At 59.0% G+C, this 15,804-nt stretch carries 15 protein-coding genes and 2 pseudogenes; 9 read left to right on the top strand and 8 right to left on the bottom strand.

Annotation, left to right across the window (positions count from 1 at the left end; all coding sequences use genetic code 11):
• The first annotated feature begins 83 nt into the window (after positions 1–83).
• Both NW837_RS02255 and NW837_RS02250 read left to right on the top strand, forming a co-directional pair.
• On the top strand, positions 84–401 hold the full coding sequence (locus tag NW837_RS02255; protein WP_414329077.1) for a hypothetical protein: 318 nt from the start codon (positions 84–86) through the stop codon (positions 399–401).
• A 4-nt stretch (positions 402–405) separates the two neighbouring features.
• A pseudogene (locus NW837_RS02250) lies at positions 406–1,056 on the top strand (cadmium resistance transporter).
• 58 nt (positions 1,057–1,114) lie between these two features.
• On the opposite strand, the gene NW837_RS02245 reads toward NW837_RS02250, so the two are convergent.
• The 3 genes from NW837_RS02245 to murC all read right to left on the bottom strand — a co-directional run bounded on the left by NW837_RS02245 (position 1,115) and on the right by murC (position 3,947).
• Positions 1,115–1,381 carry a hypothetical protein gene (locus tag NW837_RS02245; RefSeq protein WP_414329076.1) on the bottom strand — a complete coding sequence of 89 codons (267 nt, stop codon included), beginning with the start codon at positions 1,379–1,381 and terminating at the stop codon, positions 1,115–1,117.
• Between the two features lie 110 nt (positions 1,382–1,491).
• A complete protein-coding gene (murB, locus tag NW837_RS02240) occupies positions 1,492–2,478 on the bottom strand; it encodes a UDP-N-acetylmuramate dehydrogenase (RefSeq protein ID WP_414329075.1) in 987 nt (328 codons plus the stop codon).
• 29 nt (positions 2,479–2,507) lie between these two features.
• Entirely contained in the window at positions 2,508–3,947 is a 1,440-nt protein-coding gene (gene murC / locus NW837_RS02235) for a UDP-N-acetylmuramate--L-alanine ligase (protein ID WP_414329078.1), read from the bottom strand.
• 333 nt (positions 3,948–4,280) lie between these two features.
• Here murC and NW837_RS02230 point away from each other — a divergent pair, with 333 nt between their 5' ends.
• The 3 genes from NW837_RS02230 (at position 4,281) to NW837_RS02220 (ending at position 7,589) form a co-directional block, all read left to right on the top strand.
• Positions 4,281–5,432, top strand: coding sequence for an ABC exporter membrane fusion protein (locus NW837_RS02230; protein WP_414329074.1), 1,152 nt, complete (start codon positions 4,281–4,283; stop codon positions 5,430–5,432).
• Between the two features lie 9 nt (positions 5,433–5,441).
• Positions 5,442–6,626 carry an ABC transporter permease DevC gene (gene devC, locus NW837_RS02225; protein WP_414329073.1) on the top strand — a complete coding sequence of 395 codons (1,185 nt, stop codon included), beginning with the start codon at positions 5,442–5,444 and terminating at the stop codon, positions 6,624–6,626.
• 225 nt (positions 6,627–6,851) lie between these two features.
• Positions 6,852–7,589, top strand: coding sequence for a DevA family ABC transporter ATP-binding protein (locus NW837_RS02220; protein WP_414329072.1), 738 nt, complete (start codon positions 6,852–6,854; stop codon positions 7,587–7,589).
• Here NW837_RS02220 and NW837_RS02215 read toward each other — a convergent pair.
• The 4 genes and pseudogenes from NW837_RS02215 to hisG form a co-directional block, all read right to left on the bottom strand.
• Positions 7,586–8,558, bottom strand: a pseudogene (locus NW837_RS02215) (GDP-L-fucose synthase family protein). The gene NW837_RS02220 and the pseudogene NW837_RS02215 overlap by 4 nt on opposite strands.
• Before the next feature lie 97 nt (positions 8,559–8,655).
• Complete coding sequence (locus NW837_RS02210; protein ID WP_414329071.1) at positions 8,656–9,840, bottom strand: NAD(P)/FAD-dependent oxidoreductase; 1,185 nt, start codon at positions 9,838–9,840, stop codon at positions 8,656–8,658.
• A 367-nt stretch (positions 9,841–10,207) separates the two neighbouring features.
• Positions 10,208–11,002, bottom strand: a complete 795-nt coding sequence (locus NW837_RS02205; protein WP_414329070.1) for a photosystem II manganese-stabilizing polypeptide — start codon at positions 11,000–11,002, stop codon at positions 10,208–10,210.
• 108 nt (positions 11,003–11,110) lie between these two features.
• On the bottom strand, positions 11,111–11,818 hold the full coding sequence (gene hisG / locus NW837_RS02200; protein ID WP_011433162.1) for an ATP phosphoribosyltransferase: 708 nt from the start codon (positions 11,816–11,818) through the stop codon (positions 11,111–11,113).
• Positions 11,819–12,119: 301 nt separating this feature from the next.
• On the opposite strand from hisG, the gene NW837_RS02195 reads away from it, so the two are divergent.
• The 3 genes from NW837_RS02195 (at position 12,120) to NW837_RS02185 (ending at position 14,771) form a co-directional block, all read left to right on the top strand.
• Complete coding sequence (locus NW837_RS02195; protein ID WP_414329069.1) at positions 12,120–13,241, top strand: sugar phosphate nucleotidyltransferase; 1,122 nt, start codon at positions 12,120–12,122, stop codon at positions 13,239–13,241.
• Positions 13,219–13,965 (top strand): GvpL/GvpF family gas vesicle protein, encoded by a 747-nt coding sequence (locus NW837_RS02190; protein ID WP_011433160.1) that lies wholly within the window; start codon positions 13,219–13,221, stop codon positions 13,963–13,965. Before NW837_RS02195 ends, NW837_RS02190 begins: the two co-directional genes overlap by 23 nt.
• A 143-nt stretch (positions 13,966–14,108) precedes the next feature.
• Positions 14,109–14,771: a hypothetical protein gene (locus tag NW837_RS02185; RefSeq protein ID WP_414329068.1), complete on the top strand. Its 663-nt coding sequence runs from the start codon at positions 14,109–14,111 to the stop codon at positions 14,769–14,771.
• An 88-nt stretch (positions 14,772–14,859) separates the two neighbouring features.
• Here NW837_RS02185 and NW837_RS02180 read toward each other — a convergent pair whose 3' ends face one another.
• Positions 14,860–15,102, bottom strand: a complete 243-nt coding sequence (locus NW837_RS02180) for a hypothetical protein (protein ID WP_414329067.1) — start codon at positions 15,100–15,102, stop codon at positions 14,860–14,862.
• 170 nt (positions 15,103–15,272) lie between these two features.
• Between NW837_RS02180 and NW837_RS02175 the strand changes: the two genes are divergently transcribed.
• The coding region (locus tag NW837_RS02175; RefSeq protein ID WP_414329066.1) for a pyruvate kinase at positions 15,273–15,804 on the top strand (532 nt) is incomplete at its 3' end.

Raw genomic sequence — 15,804 nt, 5'->3', positions numbered from 1 at the left:
CTTCATCAAAGCGCATTCCTCCCGGCACTGACCCTACGGGTACAGTGCGGGGCTCCTGCGATTTCTAGCTGATTTTGGGGTTTATGCTGTCTCCCCTTTCCTGGTGGAATGACTTGTTTTTCAACCTGCCGATTGCCTATGGGTTTGGCTACCTTTGTAGCCTGTGGCAGCCACAGTGGCTTTTGGGCGGAACCCTCGTGGGGTATTGGCTCTCCAACTTGATGGGCATTCTCATGATGCAGTTTGGCGCTACGGATGTCGTCGAGAAAAGCGAAAAACCTCGCAATGTGAAACGTGATCTCATGATTGGGCTGGCTTCTTCTACCGCCTATACTTCGGCAATTGTTGGGCTGCTTCAGTTTCACCTCGTCGATATCAGCGCCATCTTCCCCATTTCTTAACCCTATGCCGCTGGCAATTTTCTGGGCAACTTTAGTCGAAGGGATCCTCGCTTTTGTTGCCACCCATATCGACGACTTTTTCTTGCTGGTTCTGTTGTTTGCCCAGGCGCAGCTGCAACCCCTGTGGAAGGGCTGGCACATTTGGCTGGGAGGCTACTTGGGCTTGGCAGGGTTGATCCTGCTCAGCTCTCTGGGATACCTGGGGGGCCTGCTGTTGCCGCCACCTGCGATTGGGCTGCTGGGGTTGATCCCGATTGCGGTAGGCGGTTGGAAATTGTAGCAACCTGAGCTGGAAGAAGCCCTGGAAGAAGAGCTGGAAGAACTGCAAGAGCGCCCAACCCAAAAGGCTTGGTCAGTTTTTTTGCCCCCACCAGCCCTGATGTCCATGCTCCTCATCTTTGCCAACGGCGGAGATAATGTCAGCCTGTACGTTCCTTTGTTTGCCGGCAGCACCCCTCTCCAGTTGGCCCTCTTTGCCACAATCTTTTTTCTGATGAAGGGATTGTGGTTTGCAGTGGCTCAAAAACTGACGATGCAGCCTGCAGTGGCGAAGGTTTTAACGGAACGGACAGAACACTGGGTGCCCTGGATTCTGGTGGGTTTGGGGGTGTGGATCCTGTTCAAAAATGAGACTTGGAGATGGCTTCTGTCTTAGATCCCAAGATCTCAGCTGAGCTCCCGATCGCAAGAGCAGGATGGAGTTCTCTCGAGGCTTAGTCGTTGTGTCGGTCTAGGGAGGGATCCCAGTCCAGATCTTCGTGGCGGTGCTCCCGTTCCCAGCGATGCACCCAGTCCCAAATGCGATAGTGCTGCTCGGCGGTGAGTTGCTTGGGATCCTGGGCCAAAGCGGCAGCCTCTTCTGGGGTGAGCAAAGCAGCCAGGCTGCCGATCTCCACCAAATAGCGGCGTTCTTCCGCAGTGGTGTGGGACTGATTGAGCCGTTGAATTAAACGACGTAAGGTGGCTGCATCTTGACTCATAAGCCGATAGGAAAGAATCGACGAGCATCTAAGCTGGTAAGAACAGTTTAAGAGCAGAATCATCAAAATCACCAAAAGAAAACAGTCCAAATTGTCTGCCCAATGCTCCTCTAATCCTCAAAGGATCCCAGAATGCGCACTTCTGGCTCCAAAAGCACCGACCATTGTTGATAGACCTTTTCCTGGGCCAAGCGAATCAAGCGGTAAATGTCCTTGGCACTCGCCTGATGGCAATTGAGGATGAAGTTGGCATGGCGCTCTGAAATTTGGGCCCCACCGATGCGGTACCCCTTCAAGCCGACCTGCTCGATTAGCCAGCCGGCAGGGTGAGACTCTGGGTTGCGAAAGACGCTGCCACAACTGGGCAAATGATAGGGCTGAGAGCTTAGGCGTTGGTTGAGGTAGCGCTGGGTTTCCCACTGCACCTGGGACGGATCCCTGCTTGGGATCAACTGCAGCGTCGCTCCTGTCACCGTCCAGGGGGAGTCCTGTAGGCGAGAGCGGCGATAGCCAAATTGCAGATCGGCAGGTTCTAGGCGGTAGGGCTCCTGCTCCTCATCCAAAATCTGTACTTCCGCCAGCACATCTGCCATGGCCCAAGCGTGGGCACCGGCATTCATCACCACGGCTCCCCCTAGCGTGCCCGGGATCCCAATCGCCCACTCCAACCCACTCCAGCCTTGCCTGGCGGCGGCCCGCGACAGATTGACCAAAGGCTCTCCGGCAGCGGCCCAAATTCTCCCCCCTTCCAGCAGTTGGATCCCCCGCAAACGGCGAGTGCCGATCACCAGCCCCTTCAACCCGGCATCGCTGATGAGCAGATTGCTGCCTGCCCCCAGCAGCGTCGTGGGGATCCCTTCTGCTCGCGCCCAAGCCAAACACTGCTGCAGCTCCAGATGGCTACGGGGCTCACAATACCACTCCGCTTTGCCGCCCACGCGAAAGGTGGTCAGAGGAGCCAACGGGATCCCCGATTGAATTCGTCCAGATAGCAGAGCCGCCGGCCCGCGGGGGAGAAGCCTGTCTTCAGCGGTAAGACTTGCCGCCTCAGACTCACAGGAACCATCCCGCTGAGGCACCACCGGAGCCGTCGTCATGATTCAATACCTCAGAAGCAGCTATCTTTTCAGCTGAAGTTTGGATTTTTGGCTTGCCCAGGCTGTTCCCTCACCTGAGCCGCATATGCCCGCATCGTAGCGATTATCTGCTGATTTAGGTCCCCTGCGCCCAAAAAAACGGCGAGATCTCCAGGCTGCAGGACGGACGGCAACACCTCCGGCAATCGCGGCAAAGACGACACATAGCGCACATGGGGATGGTGCTCCGCCACCGCCACGGCCAAGCGCAAGCTGTTGTCGGAACCCTCAGGCGCCGGCTCTCCCGCTCCATACGTAGGCACGATCACCACCACGTCCGCCTCCCCAAAGCAGCGGGCAAAATCCTGGAACAAGGCAGCCAAACGGCTGTGGCGATGAGGCTGAAACACGGCCACCACCCGCCGCTGCTGTAGCCGTGCTGCCTGCAGGGTGGCTCGAATCTCGCTGGGATGATGGGCATAGTCGTCGATAAAGGTGACTCCACCCACTTCCCCCTTGTGCTCAAAGCGGCGATGCGCCCCCCGAAATTGCGCCAAAGCTGAGGCAATCACCGCAAACTCCAAGCCCAACTGTCGCCCAACGGCAACCGCCGCCAGGGCATTGCTGAGGTTGTGGGATCCCAACACCTGTAGGCGAAGCTGTCCGAGGAGGGATCCCCTTTCCCAAATCTCGGCGCAGGTGAAACTGGCAGTGTAGAGGATTTGGCGAGCTTGGTACTGGGCTTGGGGATGACCGGTCAGGCTGTAGCCCACATCCACCGCCAGGTGAGCCGCCACGTTGGGACAGTCCAGGCAGGCCACCAGCGTTTGGCTCTGCTGCCCATACTGTTGAAAAGCCCGGATCACCTGCCCCAAATCGGCGTAGTGATCGGGGTGATCCAGCTCAATGTTGGTGATCACCCCAATCTTGGGATAGAGCCGCACCAGGGATCCATCCGACTCATCCACCTCGGCCACCCAATACTCCCCCTTACCCAGACGGGCATTGCCATCCCAGGCATCCACTTCCCCGCCGATAATCAAGGTGGGATCCCAGCCCGCCGAGAGCAACACATAGCCGATCATGCTGCTGGTGGTGGTTTTGCCGTGAGTGCCGGCCACCCCAATGCCAGAGCGACGGTTAAACAGAGCCGCCAACAAGTCTGCCCGGTGCCAAACCGTCAATCCCTTGCCCAGGGCAGCGGCCAATTCTGGATTGGTGGGGCGAATGGCGCTGGAATAGACCACCTGGGGATCCCCGACCAACCCCTCCAAGCTGTGGCCCTGAAAGAAGCGCACCCCCAAAGCTTCCAGGCGGCGGGTACGGCCATTGGCGACAATGTCGGATCCGGAAACGCGAAACCCTTGTTTAGCCAGGATATAGGCCAGGGCCGACATCCCCACTCCACCAATGCCCACAAAGTGATAGGTGGAAAGCAAGGGATCTAGGGGATCCAAATGCAGGGGCGGAGGCTGAGACCGAACCGGCAACGGCGGGATGGGATCCCCTCCTCCAACTGTTTCCACCATCGCAACTCCACCCCACTCCTAAAACCGCCACACTCCAAAAAAAGGACTGCGTTCTGCTGACTACAAACAGGTTCGAACAGGCCACATCATATCAGGAATCCCCAGAGCTAGGTAGGCCGCGCCCCACCGGTTGCCGTGATCTGCCGGCACCTTGGGGAACCCACAGGGGGTGAAAATACGGTGAGCACAAGCAACACAGAATACAGCTGGACATTTTCATCCCAAAAACTTTACACTTATTTAAGAAAAAGAGGCGGCGTTTGTCGTCTGCAAAGCCACAGCAGGTAAAAGGCCATGAACCCACGAGCGCTTTGGTCGCTGGCAGGAGTCGGGCTGCTTGGTTGTGCCGGTCTGGCATGGCTGGGATTGAGCCAACAGGGAGCCACACAGTCGGTATCGGGAAGTGCAGAGGCAACGGTGGAAATGCGGCTGCCTCCGCAAGTTGGTGCTTTGGGTCGCCTGGAGCCGGAGGGGGAAGTGCTGCGCATTGCCGGTTCCCCCGGAGAACGGCTGGGAGAGCTGCTGGTGGCCGAGGGGGATCGCGTGGTGGCAGGCCAAGTGCTGGCCCGCTTGGAAAGCTACGCCGAGCGGTTGGCGGAGCGAGAGTACGCTGCCGCCCAACTTCAAGAGGCCCGCGCCCGGTTGCAGGCCGAGACCCGTTTCAGTCAGGCCCAAATCCAAGAGGCACGCACCCGCCTCAGCCGTCTGGACGAGCCGCAACAGATGCAAATCCGCTCCCAGGAAGCGGTGGTGGAACGTATCCGGGCAGAACTGGCCGATGCCGAGGCCAATCTGGCCCGCTTTCAGGAGCTCTGGCAGGAAGGAGCAATCTCGCAACAAGAGCTGGATCAACGCCGGCTGCTGGTGCGGCAACGACAGGAGGACTTGCGGGCTGCCGAAGCCACCCTGAGCCAACTGCGCCTGGCCCGTGAGCGGGATCTGCTCAATGCCCAAGCCCAAGTCCAAGCTGCCGAGGCGGGACTGAGTCTGGCCCAAGCCCAAGTCCAACTGGGATCCCTGGCCCGCAATCTGGAACTGGCAGAAGCTCGCCTAGAGCGCACCCTCATCCGCGCTCCCCGTGCTGGACAGGTGCTCAAGATCCACACCCGCCCTGGAGAGGTCATCCCCGCCGGCGAGGGCATTCTCGAGCTGGGCAACACTGACCAAATGATGGTGGTGGCCGAGGTCTACGAAACAGACATCTTGCGGGTTCGGCCAGGCCAGCAGGCCACCATTAGCAACCGCGCTCTGCCAGAAACCCTGCAGGGCCGAGTGGAGCGGGTGGGCCTGCAGATTGGCAAGAAAGATGTGCTCAACACCGATCCTGCTGCCGATGTGGATGCCCGCGTGGTGGAAGTGTATATCCGCCTGGATCCGGAGAGCAGCGCCCGCGTGGCTGGCCTGACCAACCTGCAGGTGAATGTGGCCATTGATGTCGAGGGGTAAAGCGGGGGGATGTACAGCCTGTTCAGTGTGGCTTTTATCGCGCGCCGGCTCCCGTTGGCCTGGCTGCAACTGACGCGGGAGAAGATCCGCCTGCTGGTGGCCCTGGCGGGCATCGCCTTTGCCTGCATCTTGATGTTCATGCAGTTGGGCTTCCAGGATAGCTTGCTGGAAAGTGCCATCCGCTTCCACGTGGCCCTGAAGGGAGAGATCTTCCTGGTCAGCCCTCAGTCCAACGCCCTGATTGCCATGAACACCTTCTCGCAGCGGCGGCTGTATCAGGCTCTGGGCTTTGAGGGGGTGCGGGCCATCTCACCCGTTTATGTGGGCTTTGCCCTCTGGAAAAACCCAGAGACCCGCCGTACCCGCAGCATTTTCGTGGTAGGAGTGGATCCCTCGGCTGATCTGTTGGACTTGCCGGAACTGACGCCGGACAAGCTGGAAGAGATCAAAAAGGCGGACGTGGTGCTGTTTGACCGCCGCTCCCGCAGCGAGTTTGGCCCCATCCCAGAGTGGTTTGAGTCCGGGCGAGAGGTGGTTACTGAGGTGGGAAACCGCCGCGTCCAGGTGGGGGGCCTGTTTGAGATGGGGGCCACCTTTGGAGCCGACGGCACCATTCTCACCAGCGACCTCAATTTCCTGCGCATTTTTCCGCAGCGGGGGCGCGGCCTAGTGGATATCGGCGTGGTGCAGCTTCAGCCGGGTATGGATCCGGATCCCTTGGTGCGGCAGATGCGGGCTTTGCTGCCGGAAGATGTGCGGGTGCTCTCACGGGCGGAGTTTATCGATATGGAGCGAACCTACTGGGAAGAGGGCACAGCCATCGGCTTTATTTTCGGCCTGGGGGTGGGCATGGGCTTTATTGTCGGCATTGTGATTGTCTATCAAATTCTCTACACCGATGTGTCGGATCACCTGGCGGAATATGCCACTCTCAAAGCCATGGGCTATACCGATACCTACCTGCTGGGGGTGGTATTTCAGGAGGCGCTCCTGCTGGCCGGCTTGGGGTACATTCCTGCCTTTGCCCTGTCGGTTTTGCTCTACGATTTGACGGCCAATGCCACGTTGCTGCCTATTGCCATGACCTTCAACCGGGCAGTGCTGGTGCTGGGGCTGGCGGTGAGCATGTGTTTCATCTCAGGAGCGATTGCCGTGCGACGGCTGCGGGCAGCCGATCCTGCCGACATTTTCTAGAGTTTTGGCTGTGGGCAGGGCGCCGGGGCGTTGGTAAGTCAATAGTCTGCCAAAGGGGATCGGATGGATGGTGAAGGGTTTGAGCTAGGCTGTCTAAAAACTTCTGGGATCCTCATCAACGCTCTCCGGCCAAAGGTTTCTAAATGGTCTCATCTCAACGCTCCAAATGACGGCCTAAGTGGTCAATGAGTTGTCAACGCAAAGTTTTGAGATTTTGAGTTTCCTATGCTGACTTCTCTTCTCGATCAAGCTGCCCTTGCTTCTGCCCAGAATGCCGTTGAGCCAGTGGTGAAAGCCGAAGGTGTAAACCACTATTTCGGCGAGGGATCCCTGCGCAAGCAGATTCTCTTCGACATTAGCTTTGCCCTGCAGCCAGGGGAGATCGTGCTGCTGACTGGCCCTTCCGGCTCCGGCAAAACCACCCTGCTGACGCTGCTGGGGGCCTTGCGCTCGGTGCAGGGGGGCAGCTTGCGGGTGTTGGGACAGGAGCTGCGGGGAGCTCAGCCCAGTACTCTCATTCAAATCCGCCGCCAGGTCGGGTACATTTTCCAGGCCCATAACCTGCTGCGATCCCTGACGGCAGCCCAAAACGTGCGCATGGCCCTGGAGCTGCACAACGGCCTCTCTCCTCAGGAAGCCCAGCAGCGAGCGGAAGCAATGCTGGCGGCGGTGGGCCTGGGGGATCGCGTCCACTACTACCCGGAACAGCTTTCCGGCGGACAAAAGCAGCGGGTGGCCATTGCCCGCGCCTTGGTTAGCCATCCCAAGCTGGTGCTGGCGGACGAGCCCACGGCAGCCCTAGATAGTAAGTCGGGCCGCGAGGTGGTGACCCTGATGGAGAAGTTGGCGCGGGAGCAGGGTTGCACCATCCTCATGGTGACCCACGACAACCGCATCCTGGACATCGCGGATCGGGTGCTGCACATGGAGGATGGCCGGCTGGAGAGCCAAGGGGTTGCCTAGCTTTGCCCAGAGCAGGCGTGGCGGCGGTACCAGTCGATGGTGCGCTGCAGCCCTTCCCGCAAGCCGACTTTGGCCACAAAACCCATCCTCTCTCGGGCCTTGGAGACATCCAGACAGCGGCGGGGTTGGCCATTGGGCTTGTCCGTTTGCCAGCGGATCTCTCCCCGGAACTCCATCAGCTCGCAGATGAGGGCAATCAGATCCCGGATGGAGATCTCTTCACCGGTGCCCAGGTTCAAGGGATCCGCCCCGTCGTAAAGCTGGGTGGCCATGACAATGCCGCGGGCCGCATCTTCAGCGTAGAAAAACTCGCGGGTGGGGCTGCCATCCCCCCCACACTTCGACGTAGTTTTGGCCCCGTTGCTGCGCTTCGTGCACTTTGCGGATCAAGGCTGGGATGACGTGGGAGCTTTCGGGGTCGAAGTTGTCCATGGGGCCGTAGAGGTTCACCGGCAGGAGGTAGATGCCGTTGAAGCCGTACTGCTGCCGGTAGGCCTGCAGCTGCACCAGCAGGGCTTTCTTGGCGATGCCGTAGGGGGCGTTGGTCTCCTCTGGGTAGCCGTTCCAGAGATCCTCTTCCTTGAAGGGAACGGGGGTGAACTTGGGATAGGCGCAGATGGTGCCCACGCAGACAAACTTCTCCACCCCGGCCAGGTAGGCGGCGTGGATGAGCTGGGATCCCATGATGAGGTTGTCGTAGAAGAGTTCTGCCGGCTTGGCTTGGTTGAGGCCGATGCCACCCACGTGGGCGGCCAAATGGATGACGATATCTTGCCCTTGCACCACCTCTTGGCAGACTTCCCAACGGCGCAGATCCTGGGTGCGGGAGCGCGGGATGCGCACCTGCTCCGGCTTTACCCCCAGCACCTGCAACTGTTGCAGCACATGTTTGCCCAAAAAGCCGCTGCCCCCTGTGAGCAAAATGCGCTTCTGGCTGAGATCGACGGAGCTGGGCAAGCTGTTGGGCATAGATCCGACGCAGAGAACTTCCGGCTTTCATTATGCTGCAGACGGGATAGCCGTATTCCAGACTTGTTGGCAATGGTCATCGAGAATAGGCAAGGCATCAACTCAAAACCTGGGCAAACCGCGCCGGCGACAGAGCAGGGATCCATTCATCCGCTTGTCCATAGGCTTGTTGGGCGAAGCGACGGGCCAAAGCGGGCACGATGGGCAGGGGATTGCTGAAGCCGGAAAACAGTTGTAAGCCTTCCCAGCCGGGCAGGGATCCCACCAGAGGCTGGTGATCGGCGCTAAAGGCCACCAAGCAGTGATACCACCGTCCGGGCAGGTGGGCCAACTTGGGCAGGTAGCGACCAGCCTGTTCCCGGATCTGGGCTTCGCTGGCGGCTGCATCCACCTCGGCATGGGGATCTGTCAATACCCGGCTGATCTGGCCCATGCGAATGCTGCCATCCACAAATTGCAGGATCCCGGCATCCAAAATCGGCGGGCCAAGCTCGTGCCCCGGCTCGTCCCAAAGGGGATCCCGATCGGGATAGGCGGCTTGTCGTTCCAGTTCCAAGCGTTGCACGGGCACGCTCATCACCAACGCTTTCAATTGCAAATCCGAGGGCTCCAGCTCCAGGGATTCGGCATGGGTGTAGTAGATGGGCACCCGGATTCCCGCTTGGCGCAACAGAGCCCGTGTCCAGCCGCCGGCGCACACCACCACCTGGCCTGCTCCGTAGCAGTCGGCTCCGGACTCTACGCCCGTGATGCGCGCTCCCTGCCGCCGCAGGGCCGTTGCTGTTGCGATCAAGAGGGATCCCCCCAATCGTTGAAAGGCTTTTTGAAAGGCCAGCGCCGTCAACAAGGGGTTGATGTGGCCATGCCGAGCCCAGAGGACTACTTCCAGAGCGGCCGGATCCAGCAGCGGCTCCAGCTCGCAGGCTGCCGCCACCGAAATCCGCCGGGGTGGGATGCGACAGTCGGCCAGATCCGCCTCAACGGCCTCTGCATCGTAGCCGGGGGCAATGGGCATGAGCAGATCCAGCTCACGAAATTGAATGTCTGCCTCCAGCTCTTCTGACAGGGTGCGGTAGCGTTGGATCCCTTCTTCCCCCAAAGCTTTGAGCAGCGGCGTTTTGCCCGCCCAATGGGCCAAGCCCCCGTAGCTGTAGCGGGTTGCTCCGTTCAGCACTCCATCTTTCTCCATCAGCAGAACGGATCCCCCCTGGCGGGCCAGTTCATAGCTTAGGGCTGCCCCGGTAATCCCACCGCCGATCAGAATCCAGTCGTAGTTGGCCATCACTTCCCTCTTTGCCCTGAACCTCATCTTGCGGCAAAGAGGCTCAGTTTGGGGTAGCGAGCGCAGCAGAACTCGGATCCGCACTGGTGGCGGTACTGGCTGAAGCGGAACTCACAAAGGGCTTCCTTGAGTCCAGATTGAGAGTCCCCTTGGGTCCAGAGTCAACATAAAAGGCAGGTTAGTGGCATCGGCCATCTGCAAATGAACCTGTGGCGGCATCTGGCCCAGACTTTATCGCTGCACACTTCCCCAACAGGCAAAAGGGGCCAACCTGGACAGAGAACATAGCCAACAGAAACGGGCGGAGATCTCCGGGATCCCTGCCCATCCTGGTTTGAGGCGGGTTATTCTCTGCCCTCAGGCGCTTTCAAGACTCTCCCGCCAGGCGGGCGTAAAACAGGCCTTGAATGCGAACAGTGTGGGGTTCCATCGCCCCTTGCTCGGTGCTGGAAGGCTGAATGCTAACAAAGGATCCCGCCATTTCGCCAGTGCTGGGATCCACGCGAGCAATCCGCAGGGACATTTTCCCCTGGGAAACCTCGTCCACCTTGCGGTTGGTGGCAAAATCATCTTTGGCAGCCTGTAGACCTACCGCAGTGTCGTAGCCGGTGTTGGATCCCCGCCCGCGCGGGTCGAGGAAGGTGCTGCTGTGATAGCCGGGCACCAAGAACTCCCCTTCAAAATCCGTCGAAGGGTCAATGGCGGAGCCCTGGGCAGTGGCGACCAAGTCTTTCACGCTAAACAGAAACGGCACCAGCTCGCGGCGGGGCATTTGGCCGGTGGTCGGCTGAAAGGTGATCCCATCCACCACTTTGAGCTCCAGCGCACCGTCTTTGGGAGTCACCTCAGCTTTAATCGGCCCCAGAGTGGCCGCTGAGATCATGATGTTTTTGGCCTTGATGAACTCTTTCTCGCCGTTCCGCTTTTCCTCTTCCACCTCAATTTGCACCGGCTGGAAGCAGACATCCGTCAGCTTCAGGGATCCCCCCCTAGGCACTTCGATACGGCCCCGGGCGTTGTCCGAGACCGAAGGGCAAATGGCGGCCTTGCCGGTGTTGCGGATCTGGTCATAGGTCAGCGGCGCCTTGGCAGCCTTAGCCGGAACAGCAAAGACGCTCAAACAAAGCGCCAACAGGATGGCGAGCAGTGGACGGTACCGCATAATCAACCTCGAAAAACCTTTTTTGAATCTGAACGCTGCTGGGGGAAATAAGCCCGAATGCCCCCATTGTACGCAATCGTGATCCCCCTCAGAGGAAGTGCCTCAAAATTAGCCACCCACCAACAGGGATCCCAGCCAGCGTTCCCGAATCTGGGTGATCAACTCGCGGATAGGCTGTTGGTTGACACGGTAGCTGATGGGATGGGCAATCAGGCGAGCTGTACTCTCGAATAGGCAGTCTCGCTCAATCAGGCCGTTTTCCCTCAGGGTGCGCCCTGTGGCTACCAAGTCGACGATGGCATCGGCCATGCCGGTGAGGGGGGCCAACTCCACCGAACCATAGAGAGAGATAAGCTCCACCGGCAAATCCAGGCGGTCAAAATACTCGCGGGCGCAGCCGACAAACTTAGAAGCCACGCGGGCATGAGCAGGCAACTGAGCTGCCGAGTGGTAGGGGCTATCTTGGGGAAGGGCCACCGACATGCGACAGTGGCCAAATTGGAGATCCAACAGGTGGGCCACCCGCGCTTCGGTGCCGGCATAGCGCTCCCGCAAGACGTCGTAGCCGACAATGCCCAACTGCGCCTGCCCGTACTCCACGTACACCGGCACATCGTGAGTGCGCACCAGCAGCGCTTCGTAGCGTTGTCCGTTCAGCCGGGTGGGGGATTCAATCCGCAGCAGGCGATTGCCGGGATCCAAAAAACGGCTGAAATCGATCCCCACCTGCTGCAGGCATTGAATGGCCTCAGGCAGCAAGGCCCCCTTGGCCAGGGCAATCGTGATGGGTGGGCTGTCGGGACGGCCATCCAGCATCTTTTTCAGGATCTACTACATTTGTCTGATACATCCGTCTGAATCTTGGGCCAGGAGCAATCAATGTAAGAATGCTGGGATCCCCGTCTGCCGGGTGGAACTCTCAGGAGAGACGGGGCAAAACGAGGGGCTCAGGGGAAACCCTTGGCGAAATGCCCAGAAGAGCAAGCCCCCTTGATTGTAGGGGATCGGAATCCCAGCAGCGATTCCCCAGCCTCTTGAAAGCCCCGCCGGTTCTCTGGAATGCCGATCCTGGGATGATAAAGTCAGAGCACGGTTAGCCCGGAGGAGTGATGACGGCATGAAAGCCATGATCCTGGCAGCAGGCAAAGGCACGCGGGTACGGCCCATCACCTACATGATGCCGAAGCCGATGATCCCCATTTTGCACAAGCCTGTCATGGAATTTTTGGTGGAGCTGCTGCGGGAACACGGCTTCGACCAGATCATGGTCAACACCAGCCACTTGGCCCACCAAATCGAAGACTACTTTCGAGATGGGCAGCAATGGGGGGTTCACATCGGCTTTTCCTTCGAAGGCCATTTTGAGAACGGCCAGCCGGTGGCCGAACCTCTGGGCTCCGCTGGCGGTATGCGCAAGATCCAGGATTTCTCCGGATTTTTCGACAGTACCTTTGTGGTGCTCTGTGGGGATGCGCTAATCGACCTAAACCTCACGCAGATCGTCAACTTTCACAAATCCAAGGGAGCGCTGGCCACTGTGGTCCTGCGGCAGGTGGATCCCAGCCAGGTCTCCAGCTACGGAGTGGTGGTAACCGATGAGACGGGTCGCATCACTGCCTTCCAAGAAAAGCCTAGGCGGGAAGAGGCCCTCGGCCACACCATCAACACCGGCATCTACGTTTTCGAGCCGGAAGTGTTCGACTACATTCCCCCTGGCTGCCCCTACGACATCGGCAGCGATCTCTTCCCGGCCTTGGTGAAAGCGGGCGCTCCCTTTTATGGGATCACGGCTGACTTTCAGTGGGTGGACATTGGCCGCACCCACGACTACTGGCTGGCGGTGCAAAAAGTGCTGCGCGGCGAGATCAAGGGGGTCAAGGTGCCCGGGATCCAGATTCAACCCGGCGTATGGACGGGGATCAACATCCGCGCCAACTGGGATCGCATCCACATCGAGCCACCGGTCTACATCGGGGCCAGCAGCTATTTGGCGGACGGGGTCAAACTCATCGGCCCCACGGCAATTGGCTACGGATGTGTGTTGAATGAAGGGTGTACGCTGGATGGCAGCTTGATTTTTAACTACACCCAGATTGCGGCAGGCGTGACCCTACGCCACCAGATGGTGATGGGTCGCTACTGCATTTCCTCGGATGGCAATGCCATCGACACCGAAGAGTCCAACCTCACGTGGCTGATCGGAGATGCCCGCAGCAATGCCAACGGCAAATCCCCATAGCGCCCTCTACCTCTACGGGATCGTCGCTGCCCCTGGCCCGCGTCATCTGAGTGTGGTGGGGCTGGACAAGCAGCCGGTGCAGGTTCATGGGCTGGGATCCCTGGCCTTCTTGTATTCCCAGGCTCGACAGGAGCGCTACCTGGCCAGCCGGGCCAACTTGCTCGCCCATGAGGCCGTGCTGGAAAAAGTGATGAACGAGGGACATCGGGCTCTGCTGCCTCTGCAATTTGGCCTGGTGGTGAGCGGCTGGGAGCAGGTGGAACGGGACTTGGTGCAGCCCCGCTTGGCGGATCTGCTGGCTCTGCTGGAGCGCCTGGAGGGCAAGCGGGAGGTGGGAGTCAAAGTCTTCTGGGATCCCGAGCAGGAGCTCAAGCTGGGGCTAGAGGAAAACCCTGCCCTCAAAGCTCGGCGAGACGAAATGGCCGGCGCTCCTCTGGGGCTGGACGCGGTAGTCGAGATCGGACGGGCTCTGGAGCAGCTCTTAGAGCAGCGACGTCAGCGCATTGCCCAGACCTTTACAGCAGCCCTCAGCCCCTTGGCCAGCGACCGCGTAGAAGGAGATCTGCTCACCGAAAACATGGCCTACAACGGCTCGTTTTTGATCAATTGGGAAGATGAGCCGGTTTTTGCCCAAAAAGTAGAGGAGCTAGACCAGACCTTCCAGGGGCGGCTGCGCATTCGCTACAACAACTTCACCGCTCCCTACAATTTCGTCAAACTTTGACACACTCAGCTGTATTGGGTCACTTCTCTACAAAAGACAAGGGGAGACCGCTCGGCTGAATGGTCGAAGGCAGGGATCCTTTTGGAAATCTGCTCAGGTATTGTGGGGATGGGCGCTGCAGTGGCTAAGCCGAGGGAGACGGTATGGGGTTGCTTATTTTTATCCTGTTTTTAGCTCTGGCTGCCGGGATCTTGGCTCTAGCCCTTTACCACGAAAAGAAACGTCGAGAAGCTCTGGAGCGGGTAGCTGCACAGCTAGGAATGCGCTTTTCTGCCCAGTTGCCTGAAGAGATTCGATCTCGCTTGTTGCAAGCAGGCTTTGGACTGTTTGAACGAGGCCATGGGCGACGTTTCTATAATTCGATGTCCAAGCGGCTGATCGATGGCACTGAGATTACCGTTTTTGATTACCAATACACCCGCGGCAGGGGCAAGAGTTCCAGCACTTATCGCCAGTCCGTCTTCTACGCCTATCACGAGGATCTTCATCTGCCGCGTTTTCGGCTGCACCCCGAAAATGCCTTTTTCCACGGCATCGCCAAAGCCTTTGGCATGCAAGATATCAACTTCGAGAGCCACCCTAAGTTTTCTCGGAGCTATCTCTTGCGAGGACAGGATGAAGCCCAAGTTCGGCTGCGGTTCCATCCTGGCGTCCTTGGTTTTTGGGAGCAGCATCCCAACTATTGTGCCGAAGGGGCCGGCGCCCACCTCATTCTCTGGCAGGATGACCGACAGGTGAATCCCGAAGGGATGGCAGAATGGATGCGCTTGGGGGAAGAGTTGACTCAACGGCTGCGGCGTATGTAGTAGCAGAGCCTACGGCCCCCCGCCGCGAACGGTCAACCTCGGCCTAAACCTCACCCCAAGAGGGTGCGCTGCAATCTCAAGAACCTCTCTACTGAGCGCCGAGGGCCGCCAACAAATCATCTGCCAACAACACCGCCGTATAGACCAAAGCCTGTCGTTGCTCAGGAGACAAATCGCCAACAGGAGTCTGGGGATTGCTCACGATACCTTGCAATACCTTGCTGGCTATGTATTCCCGCTTGGAAACCCCTGGGCTGGAGATGGTGGGGTTGTCGAGAGAGAACTTCTGATGGTGCTCGAAGGGGAAGGCGTATTCGGGGGCAACCGGCATCGCTCGACTCCAGATGGATCTCTACACTCTGCTTTGCCTATTTTCCCATCCTCTCTCGCTGGGGATTTTAAAAAAGCGGTGCCTCAAAAAAGACATAACGGGTTATCGTAATCAGAGAGATCCCTATGTGGGGGAAGGATCTGGGCTGCTCTCCCTTGGGAACAGTGGACATGCATTTGAGGGATTCTTTTCGACGCACCAAAATTGTTGCCACCATCGGCCCTGCCAGCTCAAATCCAGCCATTCTCAGGGAGATGATCCTGCAAGGGGCAACCACCCTTCGCCTGAACTTCTCCCATGGGGATCACGAGCTACACCGCCGCAGCATTCGCCTGATCCGCCAAACCGCGATGGATCTGGGCATCCAGGTCGCCATTTTGCAAGACCTGCAGGGGCCCAAAATCCGCCTGGGCAAGTTCGCCGAAGGCTCGATCACCCTCAAGGCAGGGGATCCCTTTGTGTTGACCAGCAAACCTGTCTTGGGATCCCAAGAGCGCAGCTGGGTCACCTACGACAAGCTGGCCCAAGAAGTGCCCGAAGGAGCGACGATCCTCATCGACGACGGTCGAGTGGAGATGCGGGTGGAAGCCGTGGATCCGGAAGCGGGCGAACTCTTCTGCCGCACCATTGTCGGGGGTACCCTCTCCAACAACAAGGGGGTCAATTTCCCCGGTGTGCGCCTGAGCATCCGCGCCGTGACCC

The organism is Synechococcus sp. R6-10 (assembly GCF_047461815.1).
Lineage (GTDB): Bacteria > Cyanobacteriota > Cyanobacteriia > Thermostichales > Thermostichaceae > Thermostichus.
This window is presented reverse-complemented; position numbering and strand designations above follow the sequence as displayed.